Source organism: Hydrosulfovibrio ferrireducens, assembly GCF_046883345.1.
GTDB lineage: Bacteria > Desulfobacterota > Desulfobulbia > Desulfobulbales > Desulfurivibrionaceae > Thiovibrio > Thiovibrio ferrireducens.
On record NZ_JALKCW010000019.1, the window covers coordinates 1 to 16194 of the forward strand.

Annotated in this window: 14 protein-coding genes and 1 tRNA gene; all 15 read right to left on the minus strand. The window is 54.1% G+C overall.

The window, feature by feature from the left end; translation table 11 throughout:
* The coding region (locus tag MWR57_RS08980; RefSeq protein ID WP_423124486.1) for a GTP-binding protein at positions 1-130 on the minus strand (130 nt) is incomplete at its 3' end.
* A gap of 36 nt (positions 131-166) precedes the next feature.
* Positions 167-2251 carry an elongation factor G gene (fusA, locus tag MWR57_RS08985; RefSeq protein ID WP_423124477.1) on the minus strand — a complete coding sequence of 695 codons (2085 nt, stop codon included), beginning with the start codon at positions 2249-2251 and terminating at the stop codon, positions 167-169.
* A gap of 119 nt (positions 2252-2370) precedes the next feature.
* Positions 2371-2844, minus strand: a complete 474-nt coding sequence (gene rpsG, locus MWR57_RS08990) for a 30S ribosomal protein S7 (RefSeq protein WP_423124478.1) — start codon at positions 2842-2844, stop codon at positions 2371-2373.
* 35 nt (positions 2845-2879) lie between these two features.
* On the minus strand, positions 2880-3251 hold the full coding sequence (rpsL, locus tag MWR57_RS08995; protein ID WP_423124479.1) for a 30S ribosomal protein S12: 372 nt from the start codon (positions 3249-3251) through the stop codon (positions 2880-2882).
* A gap of 123 nt (positions 3252-3374) precedes the next feature.
* Positions 3375-7436 carry a DNA-directed RNA polymerase subunit beta' gene (rpoC, locus tag MWR57_RS09000; protein WP_479723964.1) on the minus strand — a complete coding sequence of 1354 codons (4062 nt, stop codon included), beginning with the start codon at positions 7434-7436 and terminating at the stop codon, positions 3375-3377.
* A 60-nt stretch (positions 7437-7496) separates the two neighbouring features.
* Positions 7497-11597, minus strand: a complete 4101-nt coding sequence (rpoB, locus tag MWR57_RS09005) for a DNA-directed RNA polymerase subunit beta (RefSeq protein ID WP_479723965.1) — start codon at positions 11595-11597, stop codon at positions 7497-7499.
* Positions 11598-11854: 257 nt separating this feature from the next.
* Complete coding sequence (gene rplL, locus MWR57_RS09010) at positions 11855-12238, minus strand: 50S ribosomal protein L7/L12 (RefSeq protein ID WP_423124480.1); 384 nt, start codon at positions 12236-12238, stop codon at positions 11855-11857.
* 28 nt (positions 12239-12266) lie between these two features.
* Entirely contained in the window at positions 12267-12794 is a 528-nt protein-coding gene (rplJ, locus tag MWR57_RS09015; protein ID WP_423124481.1) for a 50S ribosomal protein L10, read from the minus strand.
* Between the two features lie 293 nt (positions 12795-13087).
* Positions 13088-13798, minus strand: a complete 711-nt coding sequence (gene rplA, locus MWR57_RS09020) for a 50S ribosomal protein L1 (RefSeq protein WP_423124482.1) — start codon at positions 13796-13798, stop codon at positions 13088-13090.
* 89 nt (positions 13799-13887) lie between these two features.
* On the minus strand, positions 13888-14313 hold the full coding sequence (rplK, locus tag MWR57_RS09025) for a 50S ribosomal protein L11 (protein ID WP_423124483.1): 426 nt from the start codon (positions 14311-14313) through the stop codon (positions 13888-13890).
* A 244-nt stretch (positions 14314-14557) separates the two neighbouring features.
* Positions 14558-15088: a transcription termination/antitermination protein NusG gene (gene nusG / locus MWR57_RS09030; RefSeq protein ID WP_423124484.1), complete on the minus strand. Its 531-nt coding sequence runs from the start codon at positions 15086-15088 to the stop codon at positions 14558-14560.
* A 33-nt stretch (positions 15089-15121) separates the two neighbouring features.
* Positions 15122-15361 carry a preprotein translocase subunit SecE gene (gene secE, locus MWR57_RS09035; protein ID WP_423124485.1) on the minus strand — a complete coding sequence of 80 codons (240 nt, stop codon included), beginning with the start codon at positions 15359-15361 and terminating at the stop codon, positions 15122-15124.
* 165 nt (positions 15362-15526) lie between these two features.
* Positions 15527-15602 (minus strand) — tRNA-Trp (locus tag MWR57_RS09040).
* A gap of 5 nt (positions 15603-15607) precedes the next feature.
* Positions 15608-15757 (minus strand): 50S ribosomal protein L33, encoded by a 150-nt coding sequence (rpmG, locus tag MWR57_RS09045; RefSeq protein WP_307632905.1) that lies wholly within the window; start codon positions 15755-15757, stop codon positions 15608-15610.
* 39 nt (positions 15758-15796) lie between these two features.
* On the minus strand, positions 15797-16194 hold a 398-nt coding region (locus MWR57_RS09050), incomplete at its 5' end, for an EF-Tu C-terminal domain-related protein (protein ID WP_479723966.1).

Consider the following 16194-nt stretch of genomic DNA (forward strand, 5'->3'; position numbering starts at 1 on the left):
CCTTGGCGAAGCCCTTGGTCGCCAATACCCGGGTAATGGCCGAGGTCAGGGTGGTCTTGCCATGGTCGATGTGGCCGATCGTCCCAATATTTACATGCGGTTTCTTGCGTTCAAATTTCTCTTTTGCCATGTCCTTTCCTCTTTATTTGCTTGCGTCTCGTTCGAGTTAAAGGCCTCGAATCCGCTTAATTATCTTTGCACTCATTTGATCCGGCACCCTGTCGTATGCGGCAAATTGCATGGTGAAATTTGCCCGCCCCTGGGTTCCGGAACGCAACACCGTTGAATAACCAAACATCTCAGCCAGTGGCACCTGCGCTTTCACCACCTGCAAACCGCCGTCCCGGCTGTCCATGCCGTGAATCTTCGCCCGCTTGGCGGTGAGATCGGAAATAACCTCGCCGAGATATGCTTCAGGCAGGGTTATCTCAACATCCATCACCGGCTCCAGCAAAACCGGGCCCGCTTCCGAAACCGCCTTGCGAAAGGCCATGGCGGCGGCAACCCCAAAGGCTTGCTCGGTTGAATCCTCATCCCGGTAAGACCCGTCGACCAACGTGACCTTCAGGTCAACAATCGGAAAGCCGATCAAGGTTCCAGCATCCAGACTATCGTGTACCGCTTTTTCGATTGCCGGAACAATCGCCGGAGGAATAACATCCTCGGCAATAGTACTTTCAAAGCGGAAACCTTCTCCGCGCTCAAGTGGCTCAATCTGCAACCAGACATGGCCATACTGACTCTTGCCGGCAGTGGTCGGATGCTCGAATTTCCCTTCCGCCCTCCCCTGGCCGGTCACGGTTTCCTTATACGCGACCTGGGGCTTACCGATATTGGCGCCGACCTTGAATTCTCGGACAAGCCGATCAACTATGATTTCAAGGTGAAGCTCGCCCATCCCCGAAATAAGAGTCTGGCCCGAATCCGGATCGATGGACACGGAAAAGGAGGGATCCTCCAAAGCAATCTTTGCCAGACTGTCCCTCAACTTTTCTTCGTCTGCCTTACCCTTTGGCTCGATGGCAACGCTTATAACCGGCTCGGGAAAGTCCATGGTATCGAGAGTAAAGGTCTCTCCCGATTCACAGAGCGAATCCCCGGTAATGGAAAAGCGCAACCCAACCACAGCCCCGATGTCACCAGCCCTCAGCTCGCCAACCTCTTCCCTCTTGTTGGCGTGCATCTTGACTATTCGGCCTATCTTTTCCTTCTTTTTCTTTCCTGGATTGTACACCCTATCCCCGACTTTCATTACGCCGGAATAAACGCGCACATACGCCAGAATGTCTACAAAAGGATCCGATGTCAGCTTGAAAACAAGGGCGGACAGACTTTCGTCGTCGCTTGCCCTTCTCGTTTCCGTCGCACCATCCGCATTGACGCCCTGCACCGATGGGACATCGACAGGCGAAGGCAGATATGCGACTACTGCGTCAAGCAATGGCTGCACCCCTTTATTTTTAAAGGAGCTGCCACACAAGACAGGCACGACATCAAGGTTCAGAGTTGCAGTCCTGATAGCCCGGTTGATCTCATCAACCGTCACAGGTTGCTCATTCAGAAATTTTTCCATGACCCAATCATCGAAGTCGGCCAACTTCTCGATAAGGGCCATTCGTGCGGCCGCAGACTCTTGTTTGAACTCATCAGGGACAGGCTCGTACTCAATCCTGGATCCCTTTGTATCCTCATCAAAGCGCATCATTTTCTCTTGAACGAGATCAATGATGCCTCTGAATGTTTCTTCTTTCCCAACCGGCAACTGAAGAGGCAAGGGATTTGCTCCCAACCTTTCCTCAAGCATCTCGACGCAACGAGAAAAATTTGCCCCGAGCCGGTCCATCTTGTTTATGTAGGCAATCCTGGGGATCTTATAATGATCCGCCTGCCGCCATACGGTTTCAGACTGGGGCTCAACCCCTCCCACCGCACAAAAAATTGCGATGGCACCGTCCAAAACCCTGAGACAACGCTCCACCTCAACGGTGAAATCAACATGCCCCGGTGTATCTATTATATTGATGGTGTGGTCTTGCCACTGACAGGTTGTGGCCGCCGACGTAATGGTAATGCCGCGTTCCTGCTCCTGCTCCATCCAGTCCATAACGGCATTGCCATCATGAACCTCGCCCATCCGGTGTGAACGCCCTGTATAATAAAGAATGCGTTCCGTTGTTGTTGTCTTGCCTGCGTCAATATGGGCCATGATGCCTATATTGCGCAGGTACCGCAACGTATCTTTCCCAGCCACTGATTTTCCCCTGGTCACTTATTTTACGGGATGTTTAAATCCAGCCCGCCCGACAAGGATTGGTGTTAATACCTCCTCCCCGCGGTTTTGTCAACCAAGGAAAACCAAGAGCCCGAGAATTACCAGCGGTAATGGGCAAATGCCTTGTTGGCATCGGCCATGCGGTGCGTATCCTCGCGTTTCTTCACTGCCGCGCCACGGTTATTGTAGGCATCGGCAAGTTCGCCAGCCAGCTTATCAGCCATGGTTTTCCCGGGTCTTTTCTGAGCAAAGGTAACCAACCAGCGGATAGCCAGAGCGTTTCTCCTTTCAGGACGAACCTCAACCGGCACCTGATACGTAGCGCCACCCACCCGACGGGATTTCACCTCAAGACGGGGACGCACCTTTTCCAAGGCTTTCTCAAAAACCACGATGGGATCGGCCTCGGTGATGCGGCTCTCGATCATATCCATGGCGCCGTAAAAAATGCCCCGGGCGATGCTCTTCTTGCCGCATTCCATCAGGCCATTAACAAACTTGGAAACCAGCACACTATTAAAACGCGGATCCGGCTCAATTCCACGCTTTGCAACAAGTCTTTTCCTAGGCATCTCTAAAACTCCTTCTCAGGCAGTAGGCAAACCGCTTATTTCGGCCGCTTGGCGCCGTACTTGGAACGACCCTGCTTACGGTTAGCAACACCAAGGGTATCCAAGGTACCACGAATAATATGGTAGCGGACACCGGGAAGATCCTTCACCCTACCACCGCGAATCAGGACCACGGAATGCTCCTGAAGGTTATGGCCAATACCGGGAATGTACGAGGTAACCTCGATCCCGTTGGTCAGCCGCACCCTGGCAACCTTTCTCAAAGCTGAGTTCGGCTTCTTCGGGGTAGTGGTATATACACGGACGCAAACACCACGCTTCTGCGGAGAACCCTTCAACGCAGGCGTATTGGTTTTGCTGATCTTGGTTTTCCGTCCGTGCCGCACCAGTTGGTTAATGGTTGGCATTGAAATCGACTCCCATATTACTGATATTAATTAGTAGCATCTCCCCTGCCGGAATCTCGCTGCTCGGCATAGGAAAACGGCATATTTACTCGAAGGGCCAATGCTTGTCAAGGCAAATATATATTAATTGTCTTTGCCCATCGTGTACTCATCAAAACCTGTGCCCGCAGGAACCAAGCGGCCCATGATTACGTTCTCCTTCAACCCCCGCAAGGTATCGATCTTCCCGGCCATGGCCGCATTGGTCAAGACTTTGGTGGTTTCCTGGAAGGAGGCCGCGGAGATGAAGCTGTCCGTGCTGAGGGACGCCTTTGTCACCCCGAGGAGCAAGGGCTCCGCCGTTGCCGGCCGGCCATTTTCCTGGAGAATTTTCTCGTTCTCCTCCTTGAAGCGCCACCACTCGACATGCTCACCCAGCATAAAGGTGGAATCGCCAACCCCGGTAATCTGAACCCGACGCAGCATCTGGCGAACTATTACCTCGATGTGCTTGTCGTTGATCTTTACGCCCTGCAGCCGGTATACCTCCTGGATTTCGTTCACCAGGAATTTGGCCAGCTCCTTGACCCCCATAACCCGGAGAATGTCGTTCGGATCAGGGGAGCCGTCCATCAATGCCTCACCGGCCTTGACATAGTCGCCCTCGTGCACACTGACGTGCTTGCCTTTGGGAATAAGATATTCCTTGGCCTCGCCGACCTCCGGGGTAATAACCACCCGTTTCTTGCCCTTGAGATCCTTGCCAAGGCTTACCTGGCCGTCAATTTCGGTAATGACCGCATACTCCTTGGGTTTACGAACCTCAAAGAGCTCGGCAATTCGGGGGAGACCGCCGGTAATATCCTTTGTTTTCGTGGTTTCTCGCGGGATCTTACCGAGCACGGTTCCCGGTTCGATAACAGTATCTTCCGTCACCGAAATCAGAGCGCCAACCGGCAGGGAATATCGGGCCGGAGAGCCTGTCTTCGGCAGTTTCGCCGTCTTTCCGGTCTCATCCTTTACGGTAATCCGCGGGTTATGCTGCCCGGAGCGGGAAGGCACGATGACATGGCTTGATTTGCCGGTAACCGGGTCAACACGTTCCTGCATGGTAACACCCTCAAGGATGTCGCCGAACTTGATTACGCCACCGATCTCACTGACAATGGGGATGGTGTACGGATCCCAATTGGCGATCAAGGTATCGGGCACGATTTCAGCCCCTTCCTTGACAAAGATTTGAGCGCCGTAGTTTATCTGATAGCGTTCCCGTTCACGGCCCTGGGCGCCGATGATGGACACCGCGGCATTCCGGTTCATCACAACCATGTTCCCGGCGGTGTTCTCAACATAGTGCATGTTCTGGAACTGCACGGTTCCGCCGTGCTGGCAACGGACCTCGGCCTGTTCAACACTCCGGCTCGCCGTACCACCGATATGGAAGGTCCGCATGGTGAGCTGGGTGCCGGGTTCGCCGATGGACTGGGCCGCGATAATGCCGACGGCCTCGCCCATGTTGACCATATGGCCGCGGCCAAGATCCCGGCCATAGCAAGAACTGCAAACGCCGCGCCGTGCCTGACAGGTGAGCACGGAACGGATCATCACCCGGTCAATGCCGGCCTGTTCGATACGCTTAACCTTGTCTTCGGTGATCTCCTCGTTGGCCTCGACCAGAACCTCGCCGTTAAACGGATCGACCACATCTTCCAGGGCAACACGCCCCAAAATACGATCACCCACCCGCTGGATCACCTCACCGCCCTCGAGCAGGGCCTCCATCAAGATGCCGTCCAGGGTCTCACAATCCTTTTCGATGATGGTTGCATCCTGGGCCACATCAACCAGACGCCTGGTCAGATAGCCGGAGTTCGCCGTTTTCAGAGCGGTATCCGCCAAACCTTTCCGCGCACCGTGGGTGGAGATGAAGTACTCAAGTACGTTCAACCCTTCCCGGAAGTTTGCCTTGATCGGGGTCTCGATGATCGCGCCGGAGGGCTTGGCCATCAAACCGCGCATGCCGGCAAGCTGCCGGATCTGATCGCGGCTGCCGCGGGCGCCGGAGTCGGCCATAATATAGATGGAGTTGAAGCTGGGAGACTCAAACATCTTGTTGTCCTTGTCCCGCAGATACTGGACGCTCATCTCCTGCATCATCTCGTTGGCCACGTCATCGGTGGAACGAGACCAGATGTCAACGATCTTGTTGTATTTCTCACCATCGGTGATCAAGCCGTCCCGGTACTGCTGCTCAACCTCCATCACCGCACTTTCGGCTTTTGCCAGCCGGTCGTCCTTGGTAACGGGAATCATCATGTCGTTGATGCAGATCGAGATGGATGCCCTGGTGGAGAACTCATACCCCATGTCCTTGAGCCGGTCGGCCAGGATAACCGTGGCCTTGGTGCCGGCGTAGCGGTAGGTATGATCAATGAGTTTGGCCAGTTGTTTTTTGCCCATCACCTGATTGACATGGCTGAACGGCACATTTTCGGGAAGAAGTTCGCCAAGCAAAACCCGGCCCACCGTGGTTTCCACGAGTTCGCCCTGGCGACGCACCTTGATCTTGGCCTGCAAATGCACGGCGCCATGATCATAGGCCATCCTCACCTCGGCCGGCGAGCTGAAGACCTTGCCTTCGCCCGCTGCGAAGTGGCGTTCGCGGCTCATGTAATAGAGTCCGAGCACGATATCCTGGGAAGGGATGATAACCGGCTCGCCGTGCGCCGGCGAAAGGATGTTGTTGGTGGACATCATCAGGACCCGGGCTTCCATCTGCGCCTCAACCGTAAGGGGCACATGCACGGCCATCTGGTCGCCGTCAAAGTCCGCGTTGAAGGCGGCGCAGACCAACGGATGCAACTGAATGGCCTTGCCCTCGATCAACACCGGCTCAAAGGCCTGCATGCCGAGGCGATGCAGGGTGGGCGCCCGGTTGAGCATGATGGGATATTCCTTGACCACATCGTCGAGGACGTCCCAGACCTCCTTGGTCCCTTTTTCCACCATCTTCCGGGCGCTTTTGATGGTCGTGACGTAACCGAGCATCTCCAGTTTGTTGTAGATAAAGGGCTTGAAGAGCTCCAGGGCCATCTTCTTGGGCAGACCGCACTGATGGAGCCTGAGATGCGGGCCGACCACGATGACGGTACGGCCGGAATAGTCAACGCGCTTACCGAGCAGATTCTGGCGGAAACGGCCCTGTTTGCCCTTGAGCATGTCGGAAAGGGATTTCAACGGCCGCTTGTTGGGACCGGTGATAACCTTGCCGCGACGGCCGTTATCGAACAGAACGTCCACCGCCTCCTGCAGCATCCGCTTTTCGTTGCGGATGATGATTTCCGGGGCATCCAGCTCCAGCAACCGTTTCAAACGGTTGTTGCGGTTGATGACCCTCCGGTAGAGATCGTTGAGGTCGGAGGTTGCAAAACGTCCGCCCTCCAGGGGCACCAGGGGACGCAAATCAGGAGGCAGAACCGGGATAACATCCAGGATCATCCAATCGGGCTTGTTGCCGGATTCATGAAAGGCCTCGACCACATTCAACCGCTTGGCCAGTTTTTTCCGCTTGGCCTCGGACCCGGTTTCCTTCATCTCCTGGCGGAGCACCTTGGAAAGGCTCTCAAGGTCGAGCTTTTGCATCATATCCTGGATCGCCGCCGCGCCGATGCCGACGGTGAACTTGCCGGGAAAATCTTCCTTTGCCTGGCGATAGCCTTCTTCGGTCAGCAAGGAGCCGACTGCCAAGGAGGGCTCATCGGAAGCGGTGATCACATAGGAATCAAAATAGAGAACCTTTTCCAGTTCCTTCAGGGTCATGTCGAGGATATTGCCGATCTTGCTGGGCAGACTCTTCAAAAACCAGATATGGGCCACGGGCGCGGCCAGCTCGATATGCCCAAGCCGTTCCCGCCGAACCTTCGACTGGATAACCTCAACCCCGCACTTTTCACAGACCACGCCGCGGTGCTTCATGCGCTTGTATTTGCCGCAATTGCATTCGTAATCCTTGACCGGTCCGAAGATCTTGGCGCAGAACAGCCCTTCGCGCTCCGGCTTGAACGTCCGATAATTAATGGTCTCCGGTTTTTTCACCTCACCATGAGACCAGTCGCGAATTTTTTCCGGCGAAGCCAAAGAGATTCGCACGGCATTGAATTTTAACGGTCCTTTCGGATTGGAAAAAAAGCTGAAAAGTTCTTCCACGGCAGCACCCTTATCTATGTTGAATAATCAAATCACTTCGAACGGCGAGATACGCTGGACCTAAACTTCCGGTTTCTCGTCGAGCAGTTCCATATCCAGACAAAGCCCCTGGAGTTCTTTCACCAAAACATGGAAAGATTCAGGCAAGCCTGCCTCCAGAAAGTTATTGCCCTTGACGATCCGCTCGTATGTCCTTGTTCTGCCGCCTACATCGTCGGACTTGACTGTTAAAAATTCCTGTAAAGTATATGCCGCGCCATACGCCTCCAAGGCCCAGACCTCCATTTCGCCAAGACGCTGCCCACCGAACTGCGCCTTGCCGCCGAGGGGCTGCTGGGTAACCAGCGAATAGGGCCCGGTGGAACGGGCATGGATTTTGTCATCAACCAGATGATGGAGCTTGAGGATGTACATGGTGCCCACGGTTACCGGGTTGTCGAACTTTTCGCCGGTCAGCCCGTCATACAGGGTGGCCTGACCAACCTCGTCCATGCCCGCCTGCACCAGAAGATTGCGGATTTCGCTTTCATGGGCCCCGTCAAATACCGGGGTGGCCATGTGCAGGCCGGAGCCCATGCGCCTGGCAAGACGCAACAGGTCATCATCCGACAACCCTTCGGTCAACTGGCCATATTCCTCCGCGGAATATACCGTTTTCAGCTTTTCCTTCACCGCGGCAACCTGTTGCAGATCGGCAAGATCTTGGATCTGCTGGCCAAGTCTTTTGGCTGCCAGGCCAAGATGCACCTCCAACAACTGCCCCACGTTCATACGCGAGGGAACACCCAGCGGGTTCAACACAATATCCACCGTGGTGCCATCGGCAAAATAGGGCATGTCCTCTTCGGGCATGATCCGGGAAACAACGCCCTTGTTTCCGTGGCGGCCGGCCATCTTGTCGCCCACGGAGAGCTTGCGCTTGGTGGCGACATAGACCTTGACCATCCGGATAACCCCAGGCGGCAAATCGTCGCCTTTCTTGAGCCGGGAGATTCGTGCTTCATACCGATCCCGGACGAGCTTGACCTGGCTTTCATACCGCTCGAACAGAAGCGCCACCTCGCCTTCAAATTTGTCCTTTTCCGCATAGCTGATCAACTTGATGGACGAGAGAGACAACCGCTCAATCACCTCGCGGGAGATCTTCTTGCCCTTGGCCAGCAACGCCTCGCCTTTTTTGTCCTTGATCGCGGCAGTGGCGGTCTTCCCGTCCAGCAGGTCGGCCAGGCTGTTGCGGACCCCCTTTTTCAGACAGTTGACCTCATCCTCCATGTCCCGCTCAAGGGTCTTGATCTCAAACTCGTCGATGGCCAGGGTGCGCTCATCCTTCTCCACGCCCTTGCGGGAAAAGACCTTGGCATCAATGACCACCCCTTCGGCCCCGGGCGGGACGCGCAAGGAGGTATCCTTGACATCGCCGGCCTTTTCCCCGAAGATGGCGCGCAACAATTTTTCTTCCGGAGAAAGCTGCGTTTCGCCCTTGGGGGTTACCTTGCCCACCAGGATATCGCCGGATTTGATCTCGGCCCCGATCCGGATTACCCCGGACTCGTCGAGATTGCGCAGCGCTTCCTCGCTCACGTTGGGGATGTCGCGGGTGATTTCTTCCTTACCCAATTTGGTATCCCGGGCAACGGTCTCGAACACCTCGATATGGAGCGAAGTATAGGTATCCTTTTTCAGCATCTTCTCGCTGATCAGGATAGAATCCTCGAAGTTGTACCCACGCCAGGGCATGAAAGCGATGGTCACATTCTTGCCCAAGGCCAGTTCGCCCAGGTCACAGGCAGGGCCGTCGGCAAGAATATCGCCTTTTTTAACCCGGAGCCCGGGATTTACCAACGGGCGCTGGGTGAAGCAGGTGTTCTGGTTTGATTTCTTATATTTTTCCAGGCGATAGATGCCGATGCCGGTGGTAAAACCATCTGTGCCAGGCTTGTCGTAGCGAACCACGACCCGATTGGCATCCACCTCTTCCACCACCCCATCGCCTCCGGCCAGCAAGCAGACGCCGGAATCCTTGGCAACGGTTAACTCAAGGCCCGTTCCGACCAAAGGGGCCTCCGGCCGCAGAAGCGGCACGCCCTGGCGCTGCATGTTGGAGCCCATCAAGGCCCGGTTCGCGTCGTCATTCTCCAAAAAGGGAATAAGCGAGGCGGCAACACTCACCAACTGATTGGGGGAAACATCCATCTGCGTTACGGCATCGGCCTCGGTGGAGAGAACCTCGCCGTCCTGCCGGGCGATGAGGGTGTCCGGCACGATCTTGCCTTTCCCATCCAGCTCGGTTTTTGCCTGGGCGATGACATGCTCCTGTTCGTCCAGGGCCGTCATGTAAGCAATTTCCTTTGTCGCCTTGCGCCCCTTCACGTTGCGGTACGGCGTTTCGATAAACCCGAATTCATTGACCCGGGCATAGGTGGCCAGTGAAACAATAAGACCGATGTTCGGGCCCTCCGGTGTTTCAACAGGACAAATCCGCCCGTAATGGGTGGGATGAACATCGCGCACCTCAAAGCCAGCCCGCTCCCGGGAAAGACCGCCCGGTCCAAGCGCGCTCAAGCGGCGCTTGTGCGTAACCTCGGACAGGGGGTTGGTCTGATCCATGAACTGGGAAAGCTGACTGGTGCCGAAAAATTCCTTGATCGCGGCGGTGATCGGCTTGGGATTGATCAGGTCGTGGGGCATCAGAGCCTCAACCTCCTGAATGCTCATCCGCTCGCGGATGGCCCGCTCCATGCGGACAAGCCCCATGCGGTACTGGTTTTCCACCAGCTCGCCGACGGTGCGGACCCGACGGTTGCCAAGATGATCAATGTCGTCGATGGGACCCTGGCTGTCCTTAAGACGGACCAGGTACCGTACCGCCAGCATGATGTCATCCTTGGTCAGGGTGCGGTGTTCGATATCGGTGTTCACCCCCAGCCGGGCATTTATTTTAAAACGGCCAACCTCGGAAAGATCGTAGGTGTCGGCGCTGAAAAACAGATTCTCAAAAAAGGCCGTGGCGATCTCATGGGTCGGCGGACTGCTGGGCCGGAGCCTGCGGTATATTTCAAGCAGGGCCTCTTCCGGAGTATTCACTTTGTCCAGGGCCAGGGTTTTGCGGAAGGAATCGGAAACCTTGATGCCGTCGATGAAGAGCAGTTCGAATTCCGAGATCTTCGCCGCGACAATCTCCTCAAGCATCGTCTCGGTCAGCTCGGTGTTGCACGGGAAAATGATCTCGCCGCTCTTGGGGTCCACGATGTCGCGGGCAAGGAACTTGCCGACCAGACTTTCCGCCTCGATGTCAAAATGGGTGACCCCGGCCTCGAAAATCTTTTTGGCCAAAACCTTGCCGATCTTGCGGCCTTCCTTGGCAATAACCTCCCCGGTTTTCGGATCAACGATATCATGGGTTACTTTTTGTCCGACCATGACGTCGGGGGAAAATTCCTTCTTGAATTTCTTCCGGCTCACGGAGATTTTCTCCGTGTCGTAGTAATAACGCAGCAGTTCATCCCCGCTGTAGCCTAAGGCCTTGAGCAGGGTGGTTACCGGAAACTTGCGGCGCCGGTCGATGCGGACGTAGAGGATGTCCTTGGCGTCAAATTCGAGATCAATCCAGGAGCCGCGCACCGGGATAATCCTGGCGGAGTAGAGGAGCTTGCCGCCGGAATGGGTTTTGCCGCCGTCATGGCTGTAGAAAAGGCCGGGCGACCGCTGCAACTGACTGACAATAACCCGCTCGGTCCCGTTGACTACATAGACGCCGGTTTTGGTCATCAGCGGCATGCTGCCCAGATAGACCGCCTGTTCTTTGATATCGCGGATATTCTGCACACCGGTTTCGGCATCGGTGTCGTAGGAAACAAGGCGGACCGTAATCTTGACCGGAACCTCGTAGGTCATGCCCCGCTGGATGCACTCATCCACGGAATATTTCGGCTCTCCAAAGTTGTACCGCACAAACTCAAGAGAACAGGTACCGTTGAAATCCTGAATGGGGAAAACACTTTTAAAAATCCCCTGCAGGCCACTGTCAGAACGCTGATCCGGCTCGGTGTCCATTTGGAGAAACTTTTCATAGGACAGCCGCTGCATCTCGATGAGATGTGGTATATCAACAATACTCTTGGTTTTAGCGAAACTTTTCCGAACTCGTTTGATAGTTTGCATGCAGCAATACCCTCATCTGTTTAGCGGTAGCGGATGGGAACGGGCTCCCCGGTGTGGAGCGTCAGGAGATGCTTTGTGCCATAAATTACGGAGGCCAAATCTCTCCCTTTGATAAGAACGCAAGAACGCTACGGGGTTTCCCCCGTAGCGTCGCTGCATCTCTTGTTGATCCCTGGGGCTTGGTCAGCCCCAGAATATGCTATATTTTCCTTGCTGAAAGCTGAGAAGCTCAGCAAAAAAACCATACGAAGTTCACACTACTTGATCTCTACAGTTCCGCCGGCAGCCTCGATCTTGGCCTTGATGTCGGCAGCCTCATCCTTGGAAACGCCTTCCTTGATCGGGCTGGGTGCGCCTTCGACCATATCTTTTGCTTCCTTGAGACCAAGAGAGGTGATGGCGCGAACCTCTTTGATAACCCCGATCTTCTTGTCGCCAGCGGTAACAAGAATTACGTCAAATTCGGTTTTCTCTTCCGCAGCGGCACCAGCATCACCGCCAGCAGCAGGCGCGGCAGCCATTGCCACCGGAGCAGCAGCGGAAACACCAAACTTATCTTCAAGTTCCTTGATGAGCTCGGAAAGCTCGAGAACTGTCATGTTGGAAATGAAATCGATTACATCTTGTTTTGATACTGCCATTGCTATATCCTCCAAATACTATTCTTGTTTAGTTGTCGCCCTGACCTTTCTGGTCCTTTATTGCCTGCAATGCATACAACGCCTTTTGCGGAACAGCGCTGAGCACCCGTACAAAGCTGGTCGGAACAGCGAGCATGACTGCAAGCAGTTGCGCGCGGAGCTGGTCCTTGCCAGGCAATGTGGACAATGCCTTCAGATCGTCTGCCGTAAGTAATTTGCCATCTAACACAGCCACCTTGATCTCAAGCTTTGGGTTCGTCTTGATGAACTCAACCAAAACTTTCGCCGGCGCCACCGGATCCCCATCCGCAAAGGTAACGGCCGTTGTCCCTTCCAGGAACTTATCCATGGGCTCAAAGGGGGTTCCTTTGATGGCCCGACGCAGCAAGGTATTTTTTGCGACACGGATTTCGGCGTTGCTCTGCTTGAGGTCACGGCGGAGTTGTGAGATGACAGGCACGGTCAGACCACGATAATCGGAAACAACGGCAAACTTGGCATGGGCCAATCTGCTGCTGAGTTCCTCGACTACCGCAACCTTATCGTCTCGATTCAAATCCTCTACCTCCTTTAAACTAACTACATATTAGGGTTAGCGAGAAGCAGTCGAGGTCGACCGGTACAGACGAATGAGCTCCTTCCATCCTGCGCAAGCTGCTGCTGGCGGAAACAACCCATGTGACGACACTGCGAAAAAGCAATGACATTTCGCCTCGGCAGGCCCGCGCATGGGTCTTACTGAGCCCCATGCGCCGATTAAACCTTGTGGTACCCACGGTCTTTGACGACTTAACTGCTTAAAACAAAATATATAAAAACGCTGGATACAACCAGCGGGAACACCGCCAATTAGGCATGCTTACAGAGAACCCGCAGCTCCATGGGGTCGAGTCTCAGACCTGGCCCCATGGTGGTGGACAAGAATACCGCCTTCAAGTAAACCCCCTTGCTGGAAGAGGGCTTGAGCTGGATAACCTTGTCAACAAAGGCCAGGATATTCTCCTGCAATTTTTCCGTGCCGAAGGAGGACTTCCCTACCATGCAGTGGAGAACCCCAGCCTTATCAACCTTGAAATCAACCTTCCCGGATTTGATTTCCTTGACGACCCGGCCAACATCGAAGGTAACCGTACCGAGCTTGGCGTTGGGCATCAAGTTGCGGGGTCCGAGAATCTTACCGATCTTGCCGACGGTGCCCATCATATCAGGGGTGGCGATGGTTTTGTCAAATTCCAGCCAGCCGCCTTGAATTTTTTCGAGAAATTCATCGCCACCGGCATAATCCGCGCCGGCGTCAAGAGCTTCCTGAACCTTTTCACCCTTGGCGAAAACAAGAACACGCTCGGTTTTGCCGGTGCCGTTTGGCAAAACAACACTGCTTCGCACCATCTGCTCGGCATGACGAGGATCAACGCCAAGATTGAGAGCCAGGTCAACCGACTCGTCAAATTTTGCGTACTTGCTCTGCAACGCAAGAGTAACAGCCTCCTCAAGATTATAGGCCTTGACCGGATCAAGCTGTGCCACACTGTTTTTATATTGTTTGCCTTTCTTTGCCATGGCGATCTCCAAACATTCAAGCCTTCCCACATCAGAAGTGCTACGGTTAACCCATTAATACATCTATTTTAAAAAAGCCGGAATCACGATCAATCAACGATTGTAATTCCGCAGCTCCTTGCAGTTCCTTCGATAATCCGCATTGCGGCGTCGATATCGTACGCATTCAGATCGGGAAGTTTTCTCTCGGCAATCTCTTTGATCTTATCGCGGGTGATTTTGGCCACACGATCCTTCTTGGGGTTGCTTGATCCCTTGCCCAGATTGCATGCCTTGAAAAGCAGGGTTGAGGCGGGAGGAGTCTTGGTGACAAAGGTAAATGATCGGTCAGCATAGACGGTGATCACAACGGGAATTACCGTATCGCCCTCTGCCTGGGTTTTCGCATTGAACGCCTTGCAAAACTCCATGATGTTGACGCCGCGCTGGCCAAGGGCCGGGCCGACAGGGGGGGACGGATTCGCTTTGCCGGCGGGAATCTGTAACTTTATGTATCCTTCAATCTTCTTAGCCATCGCTGGAACTCCCACATATCGGAAACCGTTTCCTGCTCGTTTCTCTGCAACAGGAACCCAGTCAGCCCGACATCATAAATTTAGTGGCCGTTACGAAACAACCATTCCATTGCAACTCAATTCGTTACGACCACTTCTGCCGATCACGATCTTACAATTTTACGATTATTTCCACATAACGGCTTAGCGGAACAAACAACCTCTATATGATGCGCAATTCTTTTCAAAATTGCAAAAAACAGAATCAGCCTTTACTCACCTGAATATATTCCAGTTCCACCGGTGTTTCCCTGCCGAAGATGGAAACCATTACCCGAACCCGACCTTTGTCTGGGAAAACCTCGTCCACCACCCCTTGAAAATTGGTGAATGGGCCATCAATAACCCGAACCACATCGCCGAACTCGAAAGAAACCTTTGGCTTCGGCTTGAGAGCGCCATCCTTGATGCGGCCGATAATCTTCATGGCCTCTTCATCGGATAGCGGCACCGGACTCATGTCGTTGCCGACAAAACCGGTGACCTTCGGGGTATCACGAACCGTATGCCAGGTCTCATCATTGAGATCGACATTTACCAGGATGTATCCCGGGAAAAATTTACGGGATGAGGTTTTCCGTGCACCCTTCACCATCTCGACAACTTGCTCGGTGGGGACCAGAACTTCCCCAAACATCTCTTCCTGACCCGCGTTTTTAACGCGCTCAAGCATGCTGGTCTTCACCTGCTCTTCAAAGCCGGAGTATGTATGAACAATATACCAGTGACGTGCCATAATGCTGTCTCTCTCCCGGCTTACGCTGGTTTCCTACCGCAAAACATAACCGATTATTTTCCCCAGCAGCAGATCAACAGCCCCCAGATAAAAGGAGATGATCATCACCAGTACTACAACTACCGCCGTAGTGCCAACAGTCTGTTTTTTGGCCGGCCAAACGATCTTGCCGAATTCATTTTTCACTTCGGTGGCAAATTCCTTAACCCGACCCGGCCGGAATACGGATTCCTGCTCTGGTTCATTGCCAACTGCTTTTTTGCTTTTGGCCAATCGGTCTTCCTTACTTGCCATAATGATCGTCTCTTCCTGCACAGGCTGATCGTTCTTACACACGATGGGGGTGGAGGTCGGCCAGAACCATGCGCCGATTATCCAAATAACTACTTCGCCCCCTCAAAGCGGAAAAAGGGCGAAGCAATCACAATCTCAAGTCTCTGGCAGGCCAGGAGGGACTCGAACCCCCAGCCCTCGGATTTGGAGTCCGATGCTCTACCATTAGAGCTACTGGCCTAAAAACTATTTCGTTTCCTTGTGCAGGGTATGCGATCTGCAAAAAGGGCAGAATTTCTTAAACTCCAGCTTGCTCGGAGTAGACCGCTTGTTCTTGGTCGTGGTGTAATTCCGTCTCTTGCAGGTCTGACAACCCAATGTAATTATGTCTCGCATCTAGCTTCCTTTTTTTTGCAGTCGCAACCGTGCTGGCGATTATTCGATAATTTTATTGATAACACCGGCGCCCACGGTGCGGCCGCCTTCGCGAATCGCGAATCGCAGACCTTCTTCCATGGCGATCGGGGTAATCAACTTCGCTTCTATGGTCACGTTGTCTCCAGGCATTACCATCTCTACACCCTCTTGCAGGTTCACAACCCCGGTCACGTCCGTGGTCCGGAAGTAGAACTGCGGGCGATACCCGTTGAAAAACGGCGTATGACGGCCACCCTCATCCTTGGACAGGATGTAGGCCTCGGCCATGAACTTCGTATGCGGGGTAATGGAACCCGGCTTGGCCAATACCTGACCGCGCTCGATATCCTCACGCTTCAAGCCGCGCAGCAGCACGCCAACGTTATCGCCGGCCATGCCCTCATCAAGGAGCTTGC